The sequence below is a fragment of the Bradyrhizobium sp. Ec3.3 genome, from assembly GCF_000472925.1.
Lineage (GTDB): Bacteria > Pseudomonadota > Alphaproteobacteria > Rhizobiales > Xanthobacteraceae > Bradyrhizobium.
The window spans coordinates 1-18,269 of the sequence record NZ_AXAS01000098.1 but is presented as its reverse complement, the minus strand read 5'-3'; the positions used below and the strand labels follow the sequence as shown (position 1 = coordinate 18,269).

The following is an 18,269-nucleotide window of genomic DNA, read 5'->3' as shown; positions in this document are numbered from 1 at the left end:
GCCGCGCGGCGCGATGTCGAAACCCAGACTGCGCTGGCGACGAAAGCAGGTGAGGAAACGTCCCGGCTGAAACAGGCGGGCGAGAGCGGCGCCGCGGAGTCGCAGAAGACGCTGCAGCAGGAGCGCGAGCGGTCGGCGCGGCTCGAGCAGGATCTCGCGGCCGCGCGGCGCGATGTCGAAACCCAGACTGCGCTGGCGGCAAAGGCAAACGAGGAAGTTTCGCAGCGAAGTCGGGCGGCGGAGGCCAGTGCCGCGGACTTGAGGCAATCGATGCAGAAGGAGCGCGAAAGGGCCGACACGCTTGCGCAGGATCTTTCCCTGACGCGAAGCGCAATTTATGCATACGAGGCGCAAACGGCAGTGGTGGCGAAAGCCAGCGAGGACGCGTCCCCGCGGAAAGCGGCAGGAGGGAGCGGCGCGCTGGAGTTGCAGAAATCCCTGCAACAGGAGCGGGATCGGTCCGGCCAGTTGGAGCAGGCGCTGGCGGCCGCGCGTCGAGATATCGATGCGCAGACGGCACTGGCGACAAAGGCGAGCGACGAGGTCGCCAAGCTGACGCAGGCAGCACAAGCTGGCGCCGCGGAACAGAGGCGATTGATGCAGAAGGAGCGTGAGAGAGCCGATGCGCTGACGCAGGATCTCTCGATGGCGCGCAGCAAGATCTACGCATACGAGGCACAAGCGGCCAAAGCCAGCGAGGACGCGGCGCAGCTTAAACAGGCGGAAGCGAGCGATACCGCCAACTTGCGGCAATCGCAGCAACGAGAGCGCGAGCGGGCTGAGCAAATGGCCCGGGATCTCACGAAAGCAAGCCGTGATCTCGAGGCGCAGACCGAGCGCGCGTCCAAGGCAAGCGAGGAAGTCGTACGGATCAAGCAGGCCGGAGAACGCGAATCGGCGGCGCTGCGCAGCTTGTTGCTGCGTGAACGCGAGCGCGCCGGGGGACTGGAACGGGATCTCGCATCGGCGCGTCACGATAACGTCGCGCTTGTGGCGAAAGATCCCCCCGCTGGGCCTCAGCTGGCCACCACTGGCCAGGTCGTGCGCGAGGAGCCCCAGCCCGCGCCCGCTCGGCCAATCCAGAACCGACCTGTCCAAGACAAGCCAATCCAAGACAAATCAGTCAAAGACAAGCCAGTCCAAGACCAGGCCATAGCGGCGCGCAGCCAGGGCAAAGCCCAGGTCAATCCTGACGAAGAGATGCAAACGGCGAAATTGATCGCGCGCGCGAGCGTACTGCTTGAACAGGGAAACATCGGCGCGGCACGGATCGTGCTGGAGCGCGCCGCTGAGATGGGCAGCGCGCAAGCAAGCTTCGTGCTCGCGGAAACCTACGATCCGCGGATCCTCCCAAAATTGGGAACGTATGGAACGCAAGGCGATCTCACTAAAGCGCAAAATCTTTATGCGCGGGCCGAAGCTGGAGGGGTCAAGGAAGCGAAGGCGCGACTAGAAGCGTTACGTCGATAACACGGTCTTGTGCGGCGATTTTTCCAAACCGACCATGCGCAATCAAGGCTCGAAAGCGCCGATACGGATACAGCATGTGTGGAGGAGCTGGTCGATGAAAAGGTTTATGGGATTGCGTCGGCTGCTTTTACTCGCAGCGTTCGCGCCGTTGCTCTTCGCCATTCAGCCTGGGGCGGAGGCGCAGTCGCAAAATAGGCCTCACAAGGTTCGCCTGACACGGCCCGAGCCGACGCAGCCAAGGCCTGAGGTGATCTCCATGAACGCCTGGACGATCGGCCTGGCCGGAGGTCTGCTCGAGGGCGCGCCGATCCGCCTGGCGGCAGAGATCGCCCGTGTGGTCGACGATGGGGATAACCTGCATGTTCTGCCGGTTGTCACCCGCGGGGCCACGGAAAACCTGAACTCCCTGCTCTATCTGCGCGGCATCGATGCGGCAATCATCAATTCCGACGCGCTCGAGGAATACAAGAGCCAGGTGCCGGACATCCAGCGACGAATTGCGTATGTCCTGAATCTGTTCCCGTCCGAGCTGCAGATCTTCGTTCGACCGGAGATCCGGAACTTGAACGATCTCGCCGGCAAGAAGGTCAATTTCAATACGCAGGGCACTGCTGCGGCCTATTCGGGGCCGCTGATCTTCAGCCGCCTCAACATCGAGGTGGAAAAGACGTTTATTCCACACCAAATCGCGCTCGAGCAGATGCGCAAAGGCGAGATGTCAGCCGTCGTCTTCATCACATCGAAGCCGGTGGATGCTTTCGTGAAGGGCCGTTGGGAGCCAGGCTTCAAGTTCCTGCCTGTCCCGTACGAGAGCAAGTTCGAGGATTATTATCTTCCCGCCTCTCTGGACGCGGCCGACTATCCCAACCTGATCAAGCAGGGCGAACGGGTTTCGACGATAGCCGTGCCGACCACTCTGGTCGCCTTCAATTGGCCGGCCAAGTCGAATCGGTCCGAGCGCGTCGCGCGCTTCATCGACCACTTGTTCTCCCGGATCGACAGATTGCAGGCGCCCGGTTTCGATCCGAAGTGGAAATCCATCAACCTCGCTGCGACGGTTCCGGGTCTCACGCGCGTTCCCGCGGCGCAGGCATGGCTGGATCGTCAGCTCCGCACAACACGTGCATCGCAATGAAACGCGCCGTGATTCTGCTTATTGCACTCGGGGCCACCGGCGGTCTTGCGTTAGCGCAGGATCCAACAGCGCAGCTCCGTTCCTGCCTTCAGAAAGAACACGCGGATCGCCTGGGGTGTCTGGATAAATTGACGCGCACGATCTCGCCTCAGCATCGCGCGACGCCCGAAAACGACTGGATCGTCAGCCAGACCACCTCACCCGTAGATTACTCTCCAATCGCGACCGCTACGACATTGTCACGCAGCGGGACCGACGAGTCCACGATGCAGTTATCGATTCGCTGTCGCGCCGGCCGGACGGAGCTAGTGCTCGCGGGCCCCGGCATCTCCCGCGGAGGCGGTGATGATACAATTTCCTATCGCGTGAATGATCGTCCAGCGGTGCAGGTCGCAGCCGCCGTGCCGGCATTCGCTCCTGGCGTTGCGTTCGCCGGGGATGTTGTTCGCTTGCTGCAGTCGCTGCCGGATAGCGGGGACCTTATTGTCCTCCTCTCACCTCGGGGCGGGGCTGCCCATGACGGAACGTTCTCCCTCGCCGGGATAGATGCGGTGCGCGCGAAGATGGCCGCAGCCTGCAAATGGCCACTCGCCATCGCGACACCGAACCATTGATGGTGTGCAAATGATTTTCTTTGATGGAGGCGCATAATGATCAAGTTTCATGATGTTGCAAAAGCGGCCGCGATGGGAGCGATCGCCGTTCTGGTGTCCGCGTCGTTTGCGGCCGCGCAGCAGGGCGGAAAATACTGGACGCCGGCAGACGGCCAACCCGTCGTGCATAGAGCGAGCCCTGCGAGGCATCACATAGCGAAGCGAACGACGAGGACGCCGACGCGATCCGCGCTTGCCCGCATGGACGATCCGGCTGCAACGAAGAAGAAAGAACATCACCTGATCCTGCAGGTGAACACCAACGACCCCGCCGCGATGAATCTCGCACTCAACAACGCAACGAACGTGGCTCAATATTACAAGGACTCCGGCGAGAGGGTGAAGATCGAGGTGGTTACGTTTGGGCCCGGCCTGAACATGCTGCGTGAAGACACATCGCCGGTAAAGGCTCGCATCGAGGAGATGGCCCTGAGCACCCCCGAGGTTTCGTTCAAGGCCTGTGGCAACACCCAGGAGAAAATGCAGAAGGCCGAAAACAAGAACATACCGATCGTTCGGCAGGCGGAGGTCGTGAAGTCGGGCGTCGTGCGCGTGATGGAGTTGCAGGAGATGGGCTGGACCTACGTCAAGCCGTAAGCCGGACTGATCGGCCATCAACGGCAATTCGATCGACGTCCAATGAATGGAGCGACCAGCGCAGCATCACCTCGAGATGGAATTGACTGGTGTCGGATCGCAAAAATGTCCTCAAGCAAGTCTCTTGCCGGAGCTAGAGGGACTTGCCTCCGAATATTATGCAGCTAGTGCCCCTTAGCTGGATCCGCCTAAAGGGCTGGCGCTCGATATCGTGGATGCGTTCCTGACCGCCCAGTTCGAGGACGGCCGGCATGCGACGCGGGTGGAGATGATTGAGGCGCTGGAGGGGTAGCGCCGCGGCGCGCAATTCGGTTCCACCGCCTCAGGGCCAGTCGGCGAAATTAAGCGTCGGTTTGGAACGCCCGCTTCTGACGCGTGCGGCAACCCGCTTCTGCCAAGCGCCTGGCGCCTCGCCCGTGTGCTTGCTGAAGAAGCGACTGAAATAGGCAGTGTCCTTGAAGCCAAGCGCAAACGCGATTTGCTTGACTGTGGCAGTACCAGCTTCCAGTCGCGCGGCGGCTTCCTTGACGACACGCTGCTGGATCAACGCGCTTGGCGATCGCTTCAGCTCACGAGTGCACAACGCATGCAGGCGATCCGGCGTCATGCCAAGAAAACCGGCATAATCGGCGACCCTCAAGTGCTGGTGATACCGCTCTTCGAGCAGCCTTCGGAAGCGGCTCAAAATCTCCGTGCTGCTGCCCTCCTCGTCCGGATTGTGGTCGCCTGCGAAGAGACGCCAGAATCGCAGCATGCACAACGTCAACTCTGCGGACATGATCGAGGCGGCGCCGCTGCGCGCGGGCGTTGAAATCTCGGATGCGATCGCCGCGATCGAACGCGACACGGTGGTGGTAAGATCGGGTTCAACCGGAAGCGCCAGGATTTCCCTTGCTCCTTCGAGCGCGAGATAAGCCGGCTCGGCCGAAGGTGGCAGGTAGCGATGCCATGCGCCTGATTTGAGGTGGAGCAGCCCCGCGGCAGTGCCCGCCGACACATCGAGATACGTCGCACAACCCGCAGGCAGCCAGGCAAGGACCGGACCAGCCAATACAGTTGTCTTGCCCTCGGCCGAGATCTCCGCGACGCCACCGCTGTGCACACAAAGCAGATGGATGAATGGTCGGAACGTCGTGGAGCCCAGCGCCCAACGTCGTGCCTCGTAGTGCGTTGCGATCACCTCGGCTCCGACGGCGGCAGGCCCGCCAGTTGCGACGACAGGCGCGGACCGGCTGACACCCGCGGCCCCTCGACGCAGTTCGCCTCGCGGACCAGAAATGTCCAATCTTTCGCCGGATTTGTCCATTGCGCGAGAAAAGCCCAAGGTGCTTGCTGGGTCAAGTCTTGGCCATGGCGGCTCGAACAAGCCGCCGAGAAGAAGCCGGGCGACAGGAAACGACCTGCTTTCATCGTTGCGAACAGCCGAGTGAAATCGGAGGGAGGATCGACATGTTTTCAGTGAACCGTCGAACGTTGCTGCGCCTCACCAGCTTGACCGCGATGACCGCGGCGCTGGCGACCTTTACGTCCTTCGCCGACGCGCAAGAAAAAATCCGCGTCGGCTACGCCATTTCCAAGACCGGCCCTTATGCCGGCGGGGCCAGCATCACAACGCTGCCCAATTACGAATTGTGGGTAAAGGATGTGAACGCGGCTGGCGGCATCAAGCTTGGCGATAAGCGACTGCCAGTCGAGGTCGTTGAGTATGACGACCGCAGCAGCTCGGAAGAGGCGGTGAAGGCGATCGAGCGCCTCGCCAACCAGGACAAGGTCGACTTCATTCTGCCGCCCTGGGGAACGGGCCTCAATCTCGCGGTCGGCCCGACCCTGAACCGGCTGGGCTACCCTCACCTCGCCGTCACATCCGTAACCGACAAGGCGCCGGAGCTTGCGAAGCGCTGGTCGAATGCGACGTTCTGGCTCGGCACGTCCGCGCAGATTTCCGAGGCGCTTGCCGACCTGCTGGGCAAGTTGAAGAACGAAGGCAAGATCGGCACCAACGTCGCGATGGTCAGCGTCGCCGATCAATTCGGCATAGAGCTGGCCGCCGCAGGCCGTGAGGCCTTCAAGAAGCACGGCTTCACGCTCGCCTATGACAAGACCTATCCGCTGGGGTCGCAGGATCTCCAGCCGCTGCTGAATGACGCGATTGCCGCCAAGCCCGATGCGTTCATCGCCTTCAGCTATCCGCCCGACACGATCGCCCTGACCGAGCAGGCGCAGCTCCTGAAGTTCAACCCGAAGATCTTCTATGTCGGCGTCGGCACTGCCTTTCCGCTCTACAAGGGCAAGTTTGCCGCCAACAGCGACGGCGTGATGGGGATCGGCGGCTGGAACGCAGACTCCCCGCTTCTCAAGGACTATCTCGCGCGCCACAAGACAGCGACCGGTAAGGAGCCGGATCGCTGGGCGAGCCCGATCACCTATGCGAGCCTCCAGGTGCTGCAGCAGGCGATCGAAAAGGTCGGCAAGGTGGATCGCGCTGCGGTTGCAGCCGAAATTCGCTCAGGCACGTTCGACACTATCATCGGCAAGGTCAAGTTGAAGGACGGCCTGCTTCAGGAGGTCTGGAGCGTCGGCCAGTGGCAGAACGGCGAGTTCTACGGGCTCGCGCCGACCACCCTGCCCGGTGCACGCGCGCCCGTGGTGCCGAAGTCGCAGTGGCAGTGACGGCAACCTGGCGGGCAGGTCTCGTCGTGAGGCCTGCCCCCGCCGGCCAGTAGGACACCGCTTCATGTTGCTGTTCGATATCGTCCTGCCGGGCCTCGTGCTTGGGGGCATGTACGCCCTCATCGCACTCGGGCTGACACTGCAATACGGCGTCGCGCGCGTCATGAACCTCTCCTATGGCGAGTCGCTCATTGCGGCCGCGTTCGGTGCCCTGTCCCTCTACTCCGGTCTCGGATTGAGCCCGCTGGTTGCGCTGCTGCTCGCCGTTCCCTGCGCAGCGGCGCTGAACTGGCTGCTCTACCGGTTCCTGCTCGAACGTCTCATGCGGCGCGGCAAGGACCGCGGCGCCAAGGAGATCGACAGCATCCTCGTCACCTTCGGCATGCTGTTCGTCATCCAGGGCATCATGCTGGTCGCGTTCGGTGGCCAGTATTACAGCTACAGCTATCTCTCCATCCCCGTGGTCGTGCTCGGCACGACGCTCGCGGTTAACCGGCTCGTAGCGCTGCTGTTCGCGGCCGTGATCGGTACCGCCGTCTATCTGGCGCTGACGCGCACGCGGATCGGCACGGCGGTCCGCGCCATCGCGGTCGATCCCGGTGCGGCGCGACTGGTCGGCATCGACGTGCCGTCCATGTCGGGCTTCGCCTTTGCCTGCGGCGGCGGTCTGGTCGCGATCGGCGGCGTGCTGGTCAGCATGTTCCTCACCTTCAATGCCTCGATGGGCGTTGTCTTCACCATGAAGGCGCTGGTGGTCGTGATCATGGGCGGCGTCGGCAACGTAATGGGCGCGCTGGTGGCCGGACTGATGCTCGGCGTCGTCGAGACCGCTGTCGCGCGATTGGTCGATCCCGGCCTGACGCTCGCCGCTACCTATGCACTGTTCCTGGTGGTTCTGCTCATCAAGCCCACAGGGCTGTTCGGGAGGGCTGCCGCGTGAGCGCGAAGGCCGCCAGGACACTTGGATGGTGTGCGGCGCTCGCGCTCGCCGCAGCCGTCGCCGCATTGCCGCTCTATGCCAATGGCTATTATCTCGCGCTCGGCATCAGCGTCCTCTACTTCACGATCCTGGCGACCGCCTGGGCGATGTTCTCCGGTCCGACCCGATACATCTCGCTTGCGACTGTCGCCTTCTTCGGCATCGGCGCCTATACGGCCGCCGTCCTCGGCGAGACATGGTCCTGGCCTGTCGTGCTGCTGGCCGCCGCCGTGCTCGGCGCGCTGGTCGCCGCGATCACGGGTCTGTCCACGCTGCGTCTGTCCGGCATCTACTTCGTGATCTTCTCCTTTGGACTCGCCGAGTTGATCCGCCAGCTCGTGATCTGGTACGAGGTCAACGTCCACAAATCCGTCGGCCGCTATCTCTTCAGCGCCGTGACGCAGGATGTGCTCTACTGGCAACTGCTCGGCCTCACCGCGCTCGTTTTCCTGACCGGCTTCCTGCTCGGCCGCTCGCGTTATGGTCTGGCGCTGCGCGCAATCGGCGCGGATGAGACGGCGGCCAGCCATTCCGGAATCGACGCCACCCGCATCAAGCTCGCGGTATTCATCCTGAGCGCCATCTTCATGTCGGTGACGGGCGCGGTGATGGCGCCGCGCTGGACCTATATCGATCCGTCGATCGTGTTCAATCCGATGATCTCCTTCCAGGTCGTCATCATGGCGCTGCTCGGCGGCGCCGGCTCGCTATTCGGTCCGGTGCTCGGCGTGATCCCGCTGGTGCTGCTGTTCGAGGTTCTCACCGCGACGCTGCCGAACCATTTCAGTATCGTGCTCGGCGCGATCTTCGTGCTCATCGTCATGATGCTGCCGAAAGGTGTGATCGGGCTGGTTGCGCCCTGGTCGTGGTCGATACCGGCGAACGGCGCCTCCAGCGCTGCGCCTGTCCGCGACGAAAGCGGACCGCTGCTGCGCGTGGACGACGCCAGCAAGTCGTTCGGCGGCCTGCGCGCGGTCGACAAGGTCAGTTTCGAGGTCGCGCGGGGGCAGATCGTCGGCATCATCGGTCCCAACGGCTCCGGCAAGACGACGCTGCTGAATCTCATGTCCGGCGCGCTGGTGCCGGCATCGGGCTCGATCCGGTTCGGCGGCACCATGATCGGCGGACTGAAGCCATACCGGATCGCCCGGCTCGGACTTGCCCGCACCTTCCAGCTGGTGCGGGTGATGTCGGATTTGACCGTGGCCGAGAACGTCGCGGCGGCTGCCTTGTTCAGCGCAGCGCCGGCAAAAGCGACGAGCCGGGAGGTGCTCGATCTCGTCGGGCTTGCACCGATGCACGACACGCCGGCCGGCGAGCTGACCTATATCGACCAGAAGCGGCTTGAGCTCGCGCGTGCGCTCGCGCTCTCGCCGCAGTTGGTACTGCTCGACGAATGGCTCGCAGGCCTCAACCCGAGCGAGCTCGAGACCGGCATATCTCTGATCGCGAAGCTCCGCGACCGCGGCATGACCATCATCATGGTCGAGCATGTGATGGACGCGATCCGTGCGCTGTGCGGCCATTGCATCGTGATGAACGCCGGCAGCGTAATCGCGCGCGGCGTCCCCGACGATGTCCTGTCCGACCCAACGGTCGTGACCGCCTATCTGGGAGGCGCCGATGCTTGAGATCGCCGCCCTCTCGCACTTCTACGGCAAGCATCAGGCCTTGGCGGATGTGAGGCTCGACATCGCCAGTGGCGAGATCGTGGCGATCCTCGGCGCCAACGGCGCAGGAAAATCGACGCTGCTGAAGAGCATCGCCGGCCTCGTCACGCCGACGTCCGGCGCGCGCATCCGCTTCGAGGGAGCAGATATCGCAAAGCTGCCACCCCATCAGATCGTCGAGCGCGGCATCTCGCTGGTGCCGGAGGGGCGAGCCGTCTTCGGCGAGCTGACGGTTGCGGAGAATCTGCAGCTCGGCGCCTACCCTGCCCGGGCCCGCGCCGGTGAAGAGCAGCGGCTTGCCAAGGTGCTCGCGCTGTTCCCGCGCCTGACCGAACGCATGACCCAGGCCGTGCGGACGATGAGCGGCGGCGAGCAGCAGATGGTCGCGATTGGCCGCGCTCTGATGTCGAACCCTGTCCTGCTGCTGCTCGACGAGCCCTCGCTCGGTCTCTCGCCCTTGCTCAGCCGCGAGGTGTTTCGCGCGCTGGCACAGATCCGCGAAAGTGGCGTTAGCGTGCTGCTCGTGGAGCAGAACGCGCGCGCCAGTCTCGACATCGCCGACCGGGTCTATCTGATCGAGTCCGGCCGCAACGCGGGCACGGGTTCGGCAAGCGACATGAAGAACAATCCCGACATTCAGCGCGCCTATCTCGGCAAGGCGCGCGCGCCGACCACCGCGTCACAGCCATCCCCGTAACCATGGAGCGTCCCATGAACGCAATCGACCTTCTCATCGGCGGCAAGGACCAACAGGCGACCAACCAGCGCACCTTCCAGCGGCGTAATCCTATCAGCGACGAGGTCGCGACCATCGTAGCCGCGGCCTCGATCGACGACGCCATGCGCGCCGCCGATGCCGCCGCCGCAGCCTTCCCGGCCTGGTCGCAGCTCGGCCCCTCCGAGCGCCGCAAGCGCCTTAGCGCTGCGGCCGACATCCTCGCGCGCCGCGCGCCGGAATTCACGGAGCTGATGGTCGCCGAGACCGGTGCCACCGCCGGCTGGGCGGGCTTCAACGTCCATCTCGCCGAGGGCATGCTGCGCGAAGCGGCTGCGATGACGACGCAGATCTCGGGCGAGATCATCCCGACCGACAAGCCCGACAACCTCGCTATGGCGTTCCGCCAGCCGGTCGGTGTCGTGCTCGGAATCGCGCCTTGGAACGCGCCTGTCATCCTCGGCGTGCGTTCCGTCGCGATGCCGCTCGCCTGCGGCAATACGGTGGTGCTGAAGGCGTCGGAGATGGCCCCGGGCGTGCATCGGCTGATCGGCAGCTGCCTCACTGAGGCCGGCCTCGGTGACGGCGTCGTCAATGTCGTGACCAATGCGCCTGAAGACGCACAGGCGGTGGTCGAAGCGCTCATCGCGCATCCGGCGGTACGGCGAGTGAACTTCACCGGCTCGACCCGGGTCGGCCGTCTCATCGCGCTCGCTTGTGCGAAGCATCTGAAGCGCGCCTTGCTCGAGCTGGGCGGCAAGGCACCGCTCGTCGTCCTTGACGACGCCGACCTCGATGCGGCCGTGAACGCGGCCGCCTTCGGCGCCTTCATGAACCAGGGCCAGATCTGCATGTCGACCGAGCGCATTGTGGTCGACGACAAGGTCGCCGACGCGTTCATCGCCAAGTTCGCCGCGAAGGCAAAGGGTCTGCCCTATGGCGATCCGCGCAAGGGCAATGTCGTGCTGGGCTCGCTGGTCAGCGCTGCCGCCTGCGACCGTGTCGGCGGCCTGATTGACGATGCCGTCGCCAAAGGCGCCGTAATCGCGGCCGGCGGCCGCGGCAAGGGCACGATCATGCCAGCTACAATCGTCGACCGCGTCACGCCGGCAATGCGCGTCTATGGCGAGGAGAGCTTCGGCCCCGTGGTCACTGTGGTCCGCGTCAGCGGCGTCGATGAGGCTGTGCGCGTCGCCAACGACACCGAATACGGCCTCTCCTCCGCCGTATTCGGCCGCGACATCCCGCGCGCGCTCGCGGTTGCCAAGCGCATCGAGGCCGGCATCTGCCATATCAACGCGCCCACCGTGCACGACGAGCCGCAGATGCCGTTCGGCGGTACCAAAGCGTCAGGCTACGGCCGCTTTGGCGGCAAGGCCGCGATCGATGAGTTTACCGAGCTGCGCTGGATTACGGTGCAGACCGGGCCGCGGCATTATCCATTTTGAAGGGCGCGACTGAATATCTGCAAAGGAGCCCAAGAGGAGATGCGCCACCACCCGGTTTCGTGAGTGATTTCAGGCCGGGCGGGCGATCTGGCTGGGGCGGGAGGGATCGAACCTCCGAATGGCGGAATCAAAACCTGCTTGATTATTCAACGATTTCAGGCCGCGTTTGGAAAAAATGGCGGGATTCGCTTCTAGGAGTATCAATTGCTTAGCAGGCATTTCCAAATAGGGAAGCGCCTCTCCGAGCGAGGATCGTACCCGACTGCACGGGACTGCTCGCGTGAGAGTGCTTCACCGCTAGGTATTTAGTCCCCGGCATTTGCTGGAGCGGATTCAGTTGAATCGTTCTGGCTGGGAAGTCCAGCATTTGCAGATGTATTCGTAAGGCGTGAGGCCCTTCAGGGTCTTCAGCCGCCGAGCGTAGTTCACTACACCCGATATTTGCTCGCGTAGTGCTTTCCGAGAATCTTGCGGGTCTGCTCCGTAAGGCGCTTGTTACCAAGCGTCGGAGGCCGGGCGCTGGGCTTTCGCACCTTCAGGCAATCCGTTCCTCGTCTCCGTTTCCTTTGTAGGCGCATCGCAGCAAATCGAGTCGTAACGGACCCGCCCTCATTCATGTCATTCGGCCTGCAATATTGAACCCCTAAGCCGGGGGATCGGCGTCCAAAATTTGGGAGCCGATTGACATGCAAGGAGCGGGAACGGAAGAGCGCCGAGAAGCGCAAGCGGGAGGAAGCCCAGCAGAAGGAGCGGCAGGCCAAGCTGGAAGAGCGCAGGCGCAACCCTAAAACACCGCTCGACGCCTACCGCAATTGGATGGAAACGTGCCCTCACCCGTCCGGTTCGAAGAAGCGCAGGGAATGGAAGCAGACCAATCCGCTGGTGTTCAACGGCATCACCTACGTCAACCATTGGTCGCCTCAACGGTCCAACAGCGGCAAGACCACCCGCTGGCGTGGATGGTTGAGAGGATCTGACAGTAGCCACCACGAAATCATGGATGAGCACGTCAACAACCGGCGCAACGATCCCAAGCGAGACTGGGGGCTTCCTGAGTAATCAGGCTGGCATCCCGAGGGCATCGAAGGCCGCCCTGCCATCGGTAGGTGATCGTCAGGACATTAGCGGATCGCGGAGGGCCTCGGCGTGCGATGACCGATACGCCGCCACAAAGCCCTGCCCGAGTTGTGGGAAACCCATGATCGTTGTGTCGTCCGAGGAAGAAGTTCGGGTCCCGAAATGGGCGCATTGGATTGGCTACTTCTCGACCGCTCCCGTCCAGTCCTTGAAGCCGCCGACGTTATAGACCTTCTCGTATCCCATATCCTTGAGCACCTTGCCAGCCAACGCCGACCGGCCGCCCGAGGCGCAATAGAGGATCACGGTCTTCCCCTTGTCGAAGCTCTTGTCATGGTACGGCGACTCGGGATCGGCTCGAAATTCCAGCATTCCCCGGGAAACATTTAAGGCTCCCGCGACCTTGCCGCTTGTGGCCACTTCCGGTGCATCCCGAACGTCAAGGATAAGCGTATTACCCGCCTTGATCATGTCGGCAGCTTGGTCGGGCGTAATTTTGGGAACTGCGGCATTGGCAGCTTCGAGCATTTGTTTGACGTTTGTTGCCATCGGACACTCTCCGTTTCCGCCATTCGACCACAATAGCACTGCGGGCCAGGAACGTCTGCGAAGTGTTGCGGAACTTGGTAGGCTGGCGGCGGCTTGCCCTTGAAGTTAGCAGTTCGAAGCTGAGGGGGCGGGCTCGCTCGCAGGGGCTCGGTGCGCGCGGAGAGGCTCATCAAGGTCCAAGGCTTCCCCGCGTCGAGGCTTGAGCTTGCTTCTTACCCGTGCCCGTTCATGCAGGATGCCACCGCCCCCGGGTACCGCAGTGGTCACCGGCGTCTCGATTGAGACCGCGAGAACACTTGCCTCCGAGTTCCACCTTCGTACAAGATGCGATCAGGAGCGGGCTTTACCATGGAGCCAGCACAACCACCTCGGGTCGGACGTAGGCTGGCGGCAATTGTGGCCGCAGACGTTGCCGGTTACTCGCGGCTCATGGGGCTCGACGAGGTCGGCACCGCCCGAACACTCCTCGAACACCGCAAGGTTACCGATTCCCTCGTGGCGAAGCACGGGGGTCGTCTCGTGAAGACCACGGGGGACGGCGTGCTCCTTGAGTTCCCCTCGGTGGTCGATGCGGTCGAATGCGCCGTGGCGGTGCAAGCCGTGATGGCCGAGCGCAACCAAGGCGTCCCTGAGGACCGGCGTATGCTGCTTCGGATAGGGATCAACCTCGGCGACATTCTGATCGACGGGGAAGACATTCTTGGTGATGGTGTCAACATCGCGGCTCGGCTTGAGGGGATCGCCGAACCGGGCGCTATCTGCATCTCGTCATCCGCTTTTGAACAGGTTCGCGACAAGGTCCCGGTGGATTTCGCCGACCTTGGCGAGCAGGCACTCAAGAACATCGCTCGGCCGATCCGTGCCTATGCGATTGGCCTGAGCGCGAATGCACGTCGGCCCGCCCCGCTGTCGACTTTGGCTCCCCGTCTGTCCATCGTGGTGCTGCCGTTTGCCAACATTGGCGGCGGCCCCGATCAAGATTATTTTGTCGATGGGGTGACGGAGAGCTTGACTACGGACTTGTCGCGCATCAACGGCGCATTCGTAATAGCGCGCAACACCGCGTTCACGTTCAAGGGCAAAGCTGTCAACGTGAAGCAGGTCGGGCGCGAGTTGAACGTTCGCTATGTGCTGGAAGGCTCGGTGCAGCGCGGCGGCGACCGGCTTCGGGTGAACGTGCAACTGATCGACGCCGAAAGCGGCAATCACTTATGGGCCGAGCGTTTCGACAAAACCGTCGTCGATTTGTTCGATATGCAAGACGAAATTGCTGCGCACGTGGCGCGGCAACTCGACACCGCGTTGATTGCTGCTGAGGCCCGCCGCGCCGCGCAATCGACAATACCCGACTCGACAGACCTCTATTTTCAAGGAATGGCGTGGGCAAACAAGGGAATAACTCCTAACCATCTGATGCAAGCCCATGGTTTCTTCGAGCGCGCTCTGGCGCTTGACCCCGATAATGTTGAGGCACTCATCGGTACCGCTGGGGTCGAAATTACCTTGGCGGGCGCGTATACCACCGATGATCGAGCCGCACGCCTTGCGGCGGCCAGTGCAGCTTTGACCAAGGCTCTCTCACTCGCGCCCAATCAAGCGCTGGCGCATCTGTTTTTGGGGCGCCTCCTAATTTTTTCGAACCGCGGACACCAGGCCATCGCCGAATGCGAACGGGCATTGGCTCTGGACAGGAATTTGGCGGCCGCTCACGCTACGATCGGTCTGGCCAAGTTCTTCATCGGTCGCAGCGAGGAAACCGAGGCTCATGTCCGCGAAGCGCTCCGTCTCAGTCCTCGCGACACGTTTGCCTTCAGTTGGATAGCCTCGGCTGGCGTTGCCAAACTCTATCTCGGCGACGACAGGGAGGCGGTCACGTGGCTCCGCCACGCGATCGAAATCAATCGAAATCTTCCCAACGCCTATTTCTATCTCGCCGCCGCCCTATCCAATCTCGGTCAGGTCAATGAAGCGGAAGTCGCGGTGACGAAAGGGCTCGCGATCAACCCTACCTATACAATCAACGGCTTCCGCACTGGCCCGTCGAGCGATAATCCAACGTTTCTTGCTCAGCGCGAACGCATTTACAAGGGTATGCAAATGGCCGGGGTGCCGGAAGGGTGAGGGCTTAGGGATTGGGGCACACATGTCAGACCCTACGAAAGTCAGCCGACGCCTTGTCGCCGTCTTCGCAGCAGATGTGGAAGGCTACAGCCGCCTCATGGGCACCGATGAGGTCGGCACGCTCAAGGGCCTGACCGAACGGCGCGCAATCCTCGACAGGTGCATTGGTGATCACAGGGGCCGCATAGCCAATACGGCTGGCGATAGTGTCCTTGCGGAGTTCGGAAGCGCTGCGGACGTCGTGCACTGCGCGGTAGAGGCGCCGGCTGCCTTGGCCGAAGCGAACTCCAATCTCCCGTTAGACAAGCACATCAACTTTCGCATTGGTATCCACGTCGGTGACGTGATGGTGCGCGCGGGTGATCTGTTCGGAGACGGAGTGACCATCGCGGCGCGGTTGCAGGCTTTGGCGCAGCCGGGTGGCGTTTGCGTTTGTGGGACGACCTATGAGCAGGTCAGGAAGGTTTGCCGGTTGCCTTCACTGACATGGGCCTGCAGCAGGTCAAGAATATCGAGGACCCGATCAGGGCCTACGCCGCTCGCGAGCTCGTAGTGCGCCCGTTGCCGAGGATAGCTTGAGACCACTTCCTCTATCCGACAAGCCTTCCATCGCCGTGCTGCCGTTCGAGAACATGAGCGGCGACCCCGAACAGGAATACTTCGCGGATGGGATGGTTGAGGAGATCATAACGGCGCTGTCGCGGTTCAAATGATTGTTCGTGATCGCTCGAAACTCGAGCTTCACGTTCAAAGGAAAAGCCGTCGATGTGAAGGAGGTCGGACGCAGGCTCGGCGGTCGCTATGTCCTTGAGGGGGCTGTGCGCAAGGCGGCGGGGAAAGTTCGCATCACGGGGCAGTTGATTGATGCGATGACGGGTGTACACATTTGGGCGGATAGGTTCGAGCGTGACCTGACGGACGTTTTCGCTCTTCAGGACGAAGTGACGGTCGCCGTTGTCTCAACCATTCAGCCAAAATTGCTTCAAACAGAAATTGGCATGGCGACGCGGCGGCGTCCAGAAAACCTCACCGCCAACGATTTTTTTCTAAGAGCCATGCAACAGTATCACCTGTCGACGCGCGAAGGGACGATAGTGCTGGCTCATCGAGCTTTGGAGCTGGACCCTCGGTTCGGCTTTGTCGCTGCTCTGGCAGGCGTCTGTCACATGCAAAACGTCCTTTGGGGCTATGCTGTCGATCCTCAATTCCACACGCGAGAACACTCGCGACGCAAAGAAGTTTCCAATCGTATTTAGCTAGAACATCAATTACGGCTTTCACCGCAATCTACTCGGGCTGCGTCTCCCCGGCTTCTACTTGAACGCTTTGACCCTTCTATTTTGCCTCGCAGTGCTATGGTTTCGCTTCCATATCGACCTGACTCGATCAGGCCCTCGCCACTGTCGTCGACATCGCAGTCCTGCATGGGCCTTATCTCGCCTTTTTCGTCAACGAGCAGAACGTATTCCAAGCAGCGCGCCTCTATGCGCGCCAGCTCTTACTCAGCATTGACAAGCTAAACGGGCGAACGGGGCAGACCACCGCGACGCGCTCGCAGTCAAGGGCGAAAGAGGAAGGCTGATGTCGGAGGCGTGGAGGGGTCGGCGGAACATCGCGCCGAACAGTCATGACATGAAGGGGCACGCGGCGCCGTTCTCGCCTCGTCGGAACTCTAGTCGATGGATGAATACAGGCACGAAATCTCTGGGATGTACGGGTGCGCCGTTCATGAGGCTGGCCATGCCTTGGTCGCCTGGGCGCTGGGGGAACGCGTTAGGAAAATTGTCGTCGGGGTGAAAGGGGACGAGACGGCTGGCAGAGCCGAGACGGATCCGTCAAACCATTTGCCACCGTCTGACCAGATCGCGATCTGTGCCGCGGGTAGCGACGCGCAATTCATGTTGGCAGCGCTTACGAACGACAAAGCCGCGATGATGGACATGAATGAGATAAGAGAACTTATCGAGGACTGCAAGGAGGCCGAGGGCGACGCTCTGCGCTATGAAGGTCGAGCATGGGAAGGTTTGTTAATTCGGCTCATGGCCCTTCCCGAATTTACGAATCACGCCGTAGGTCCGCTTTGCCCACAAGCTGCCCTCCACGAGGTCGCATGTTTGATGCATCTCCTGGAAGGAGACCCTGGTCCCGTGATGGCCCGATATGCTTTGATGCGAGGAGCCGGAAACGCGTAGGTGGCCTCATGTATATGGTCATTCGAAAGTACACCAAGGTTCGTTCTGTCGCGGATGCTGCTCGCCGCGCGAAAAGTGGCATCGGTCAGATCCTAAGGGAATCGCACGGCTTCAGATCTTATTATGTATTGGACGGGGGCGAAGGCGTCGGCGCCGCTGTGATGATATTCGACGACCAAGAAAGCGCCATCGCGGCGAACGATAGAGTACTGGCATTTGTTCAAGCAAGCTTGCATGACCTTGATCTTGGAGACTCCGAAATTCTCGCCGGGGAAGTTCTGGTGGATATAGAGACGGATGCGTCATCATTCGTGAAGGCTCATCCAGCGCGTGAACGCTAGGTCGCGCGAGATAACGGATGCAAGTCGTCCCGCGGCCTCCGCCCCTGATGCCTGACGCCTGCGCCGCAGTTCTCCGACGATTGGATGTCGAGGTCACCCGGTGCCGTGCGGATCGGTCGCTAAACTAGCGCAGCGTCTCGACCGTCTCGACCTGCTCACGGATGAGCCTCGCGACATCCGACGCATGGGTCGCGATCATGAAATGACTGGCGCCGGGAACGGTCACCAGCGACGATCTGGAGACTGCGTTAGTCAGCACCTCGGCGACGCGCTGAACGACTGGATGACCGCGCTCGCCTCGCACGAAGAGGCTTGGCGCAGTGATGCCTGCATAGGCGGCAATCGGCATATCGAAACCCCACGGTTGCGACCGCCGCCGCATCGATCGGGAGCGGATTCCTCGTCCGACCAGCGAGCTCGCACATGCCTTCACTATGAAAAGGACCGACTAAGGGCTGGCGAAGTGCGTACCCAATCAGCAGGCGGCGTCGGGCCTCTGGCACTGAGACATTCGTGGGGTCGTTGGCTGCGCAAGCGGTGTCGCGACCATGGCGCGACGGCCCTGGTCTGTCACCGCGCGGATGGTGCAGCCACCTCGCGGGGCCTATCCTGGGAGAAAGGCTTGCCCTACCTTCCCCGCTGCAGGTGGCAG

At 62.1% G+C, this 18,269-nt stretch carries 18 protein-coding genes and 2 pseudogenes; 17 read left to right on the top strand and 3 right to left on the bottom strand.

Annotated elements, in window-relative coordinates:
• From YUU_RS0143465 to YUU_RS63095, 5 genes and pseudogenes are all read left to right on the top strand, one after another.
• Nucleotides 1-1,470 (top strand): annotated as a pseudogene (locus tag YUU_RS0143465) (hypothetical protein); the annotation flags it as partial.
• Nucleotides 1,471-1,564: 94 nt separating this feature from the next.
• Entirely contained in the window at nucleotides 1,565-2,605 is a 1,041-nt protein-coding gene (locus YUU_RS0143460; protein ID WP_027527802.1) for a TAXI family TRAP transporter solute-binding subunit, read from the top strand.
• The gene (locus tag YUU_RS0143455; protein ID WP_245288302.1) at nucleotides 2,602-3,219 is read left to right on the top strand and encodes a hypothetical protein; all 618 of its coding nucleotides are present in this window, start codon (nucleotides 2,602-2,604) and stop codon (nucleotides 3,217-3,219) included. The genes YUU_RS0143460 and YUU_RS0143455 overlap by 4 nt, the downstream gene beginning before the upstream one ends.
• A 36-nt stretch (nucleotides 3,220-3,255) precedes the next feature.
• Nucleotides 3,256-3,855 (top strand): DsrE family protein, encoded by a 600-nt coding sequence (locus tag YUU_RS0143450; protein WP_027527800.1) that lies wholly within the window; start codon nucleotides 3,256-3,258, stop codon nucleotides 3,853-3,855.
• A 190-nt stretch (nucleotides 3,856-4,045) separates the two neighbouring features.
• Nucleotides 4,046-4,147, top strand: a pseudogene (locus YUU_RS63095) (ribose-5-phosphate isomerase); the annotation flags it as partial.
• A 30-nt stretch (nucleotides 4,148-4,177) separates the two neighbouring features.
• On the opposite strand, the gene YUU_RS0143440 reads toward YUU_RS63095, so the two are convergent.
• Nucleotides 4,178-5,035, bottom strand: coding sequence for a helix-turn-helix domain-containing protein (locus YUU_RS0143440; protein ID WP_245288301.1), 858 nt, complete (start codon nucleotides 5,033-5,035; stop codon nucleotides 4,178-4,180).
• A gap of 269 nt (nucleotides 5,036-5,304) precedes the next feature.
• Between YUU_RS0143440 and YUU_RS0143435 the strand changes: the two genes are divergently transcribed.
• The 6 genes from YUU_RS0143435 (at nucleotide 5,305) to YUU_RS0143410 (ending at nucleotide 12,396) form a co-directional block, all read left to right on the top strand.
• Nucleotides 5,305-6,525, top strand: coding sequence for an amino acid ABC transporter substrate-binding protein (locus YUU_RS0143435; protein ID WP_027527798.1), 1,221 nt, complete (start codon nucleotides 5,305-5,307; stop codon nucleotides 6,523-6,525).
• A 64-nt stretch (nucleotides 6,526-6,589) separates the two neighbouring features.
• Nucleotides 6,590-7,465, top strand: a complete 876-nt coding sequence (locus tag YUU_RS0143430; protein WP_027527797.1) for a branched-chain amino acid ABC transporter permease — start codon at nucleotides 6,590-6,592, stop codon at nucleotides 7,463-7,465.
• A complete protein-coding gene (locus tag YUU_RS0143425) occupies nucleotides 7,462-9,135 on the top strand; it encodes an ATP-binding cassette domain-containing protein (RefSeq protein ID WP_027527796.1) in 1,674 nt (557 codons plus the stop codon). The genes YUU_RS0143430 and YUU_RS0143425 overlap by 4 nt, the downstream gene beginning before the upstream one ends.
• Nucleotides 9,128-9,871, top strand: coding sequence for an ABC transporter ATP-binding protein (locus YUU_RS0143420; protein ID WP_027527795.1), 744 nt, complete (start codon nucleotides 9,128-9,130; stop codon nucleotides 9,869-9,871). The genes YUU_RS0143425 and YUU_RS0143420 overlap by 8 nt, the downstream gene beginning before the upstream one ends.
• 14 nt (nucleotides 9,872-9,885) lie before the next feature.
• On the top strand, nucleotides 9,886-11,337 hold the full coding sequence (locus YUU_RS0143415; RefSeq protein WP_027527794.1) for an aldehyde dehydrogenase: 1,452 nt from the start codon (nucleotides 9,886-9,888) through the stop codon (nucleotides 11,335-11,337).
• Between the two features lie 681 nt (nucleotides 11,338-12,018).
• Entirely contained in the window at nucleotides 12,019-12,396 is a 378-nt protein-coding gene (locus tag YUU_RS0143410) for a hypothetical protein (RefSeq protein WP_027527793.1), read from the top strand.
• 198 nt (nucleotides 12,397-12,594) lie between these two features.
• Here the strand turns inward: YUU_RS0143410 and YUU_RS0143405 are convergent, their stop codons facing one another.
• Nucleotides 12,595-12,963: a rhodanese-like domain-containing protein gene (locus YUU_RS0143405; RefSeq protein ID WP_027527792.1), complete on the bottom strand. Its 369-nt coding sequence runs from the start codon at nucleotides 12,961-12,963 to the stop codon at nucleotides 12,595-12,597.
• Nucleotides 12,964-13,311: 348 nt separating this feature from the next.
• On the opposite strand from YUU_RS0143405, the gene YUU_RS0143400 reads away from it, so the two are divergent.
• The 6 genes from YUU_RS0143400 (at nucleotide 13,312) to YUU_RS0143375 (ending at nucleotide 17,617) form a co-directional block, all read left to right on the top strand.
• Nucleotides 13,312-15,084, top strand: coding sequence for an adenylate/guanylate cyclase domain-containing protein (locus YUU_RS0143400; RefSeq protein WP_027527791.1), 1,773 nt, complete (start codon nucleotides 13,312-13,314; stop codon nucleotides 15,082-15,084).
• A 22-nt stretch (nucleotides 15,085-15,106) separates the two neighbouring features.
• Entirely contained in the window at nucleotides 15,107-15,637 is a 531-nt protein-coding gene (locus tag YUU_RS63090) for an adenylate/guanylate cyclase domain-containing protein (RefSeq protein WP_027527790.1), read from the top strand.
• A 22-nt stretch (nucleotides 15,638-15,659) separates the two neighbouring features.
• Nucleotides 15,660-15,797: a hypothetical protein gene (locus YUU_RS63085; RefSeq protein ID WP_371260590.1), complete on the top strand. Its 138-nt coding sequence runs from the start codon at nucleotides 15,660-15,662 to the stop codon at nucleotides 15,795-15,797.
• Complete coding sequence (locus YUU_RS63080) at nucleotides 15,798-16,340, top strand: hypothetical protein (RefSeq protein ID WP_371260589.1); 543 nt, start codon at nucleotides 15,798-15,800, stop codon at nucleotides 16,338-16,340. It begins immediately after the preceding gene.
• A 423-nt stretch (nucleotides 16,341-16,763) separates the two neighbouring features.
• Complete coding sequence (locus tag YUU_RS0143380; protein WP_027527788.1) at nucleotides 16,764-17,276, top strand: M50 family metallopeptidase; 513 nt, start codon at nucleotides 16,764-16,766, stop codon at nucleotides 17,274-17,276.
• Nucleotides 17,277-17,284: 8 nt separating this feature from the next.
• Complete coding sequence (locus tag YUU_RS0143375) at nucleotides 17,285-17,617, top strand: hypothetical protein (RefSeq protein WP_027527787.1); 333 nt, start codon at nucleotides 17,285-17,287, stop codon at nucleotides 17,615-17,617.
• A gap of 124 nt (nucleotides 17,618-17,741) precedes the next feature.
• On the opposite strand, the gene YUU_RS0143370 is transcribed toward YUU_RS0143375, so the two are convergent.
• A complete protein-coding gene (locus YUU_RS0143370; protein WP_027527786.1) occupies nucleotides 17,742-17,966 on the bottom strand; it encodes an alpha/beta fold hydrolase in 225 nt (74 codons plus the stop codon).
• Between the last annotated feature and the right edge of the window lie 303 nt (nucleotides 17,967-18,269).

What these genes read in the sequence shown, in the direction of transcription:
- YUU_RS0143435 (WP_027527798.1), top strand. Translation starts at nt 5,305, where the DNA reads ATGTTTTCAGTGAACCGTCGAACGTTGCTGCGCCTCACCAGCTTGACC.
- YUU_RS0143460 (WP_027527802.1), top strand. Translation starts at nt 1,565, where the DNA reads ATGAAAAGGTTTATGGGATTGCGTCGGCTGCTTTTACTCGCAGCGTTC.
- YUU_RS0143415 (WP_027527794.1), top strand. Translation starts at nt 9,886, where the DNA reads ATGAACGCAATCGACCTTCTCATCGGCGGCAAGGACCAACAGGCGACC.
- YUU_RS0143400 (WP_027527791.1), top strand. Translation starts at nt 13,312, where the DNA reads ATGGAGCCAGCACAACCACCTCGGGTCGGACGTAGGCTGGCGGCAATT.
- YUU_RS0143430 (WP_027527797.1), top strand. Translation starts at nt 6,590, where the DNA reads ATGTTGCTGTTCGATATCGTCCTGCCGGGCCTCGTGCTTGGGGGCATG.
- YUU_RS0143420 (WP_027527795.1), top strand. Translation starts at nt 9,128, where the DNA reads ATGCTTGAGATCGCCGCCCTCTCGCACTTCTACGGCAAGCATCAGGCC.
- YUU_RS63090 (WP_027527790.1), top strand. Translation starts at nt 15,107, where the DNA reads ATGTCAGACCCTACGAAAGTCAGCCGACGCCTTGTCGCCGTCTTCGCA.
- YUU_RS0143450 (WP_027527800.1), top strand. Translation starts at nt 3,256, where the DNA reads ATGATCAAGTTTCATGATGTTGCAAAAGCGGCCGCGATGGGAGCGATC.
- YUU_RS0143370 (WP_027527786.1), bottom strand. Translation starts at nt 17,966, where the DNA reads ATGCCGATTGCCGCCTATGCAGGCATCACTGCGCCAAGCCTCTTCGTG.
- YUU_RS0143405 (WP_027527792.1), bottom strand. Translation starts at nt 12,963, where the DNA reads ATGGCAACAAACGTCAAACAAATGCTCGAAGCTGCCAATGCCGCAGTT.
- YUU_RS0143380 (WP_027527788.1), top strand. Translation starts at nt 16,764, where the DNA reads ATGGATGAATACAGGCACGAAATCTCTGGGATGTACGGGTGCGCCGTT.
- YUU_RS0143455 (WP_245288302.1), top strand. Translation starts at nt 2,602, where the DNA reads ATGAAACGCGCCGTGATTCTGCTTATTGCACTCGGGGCCACCGGCGGT.
- YUU_RS0143375 (WP_027527787.1), top strand. Translation starts at nt 17,285, where the DNA reads ATGTATATGGTCATTCGAAAGTACACCAAGGTTCGTTCTGTCGCGGAT.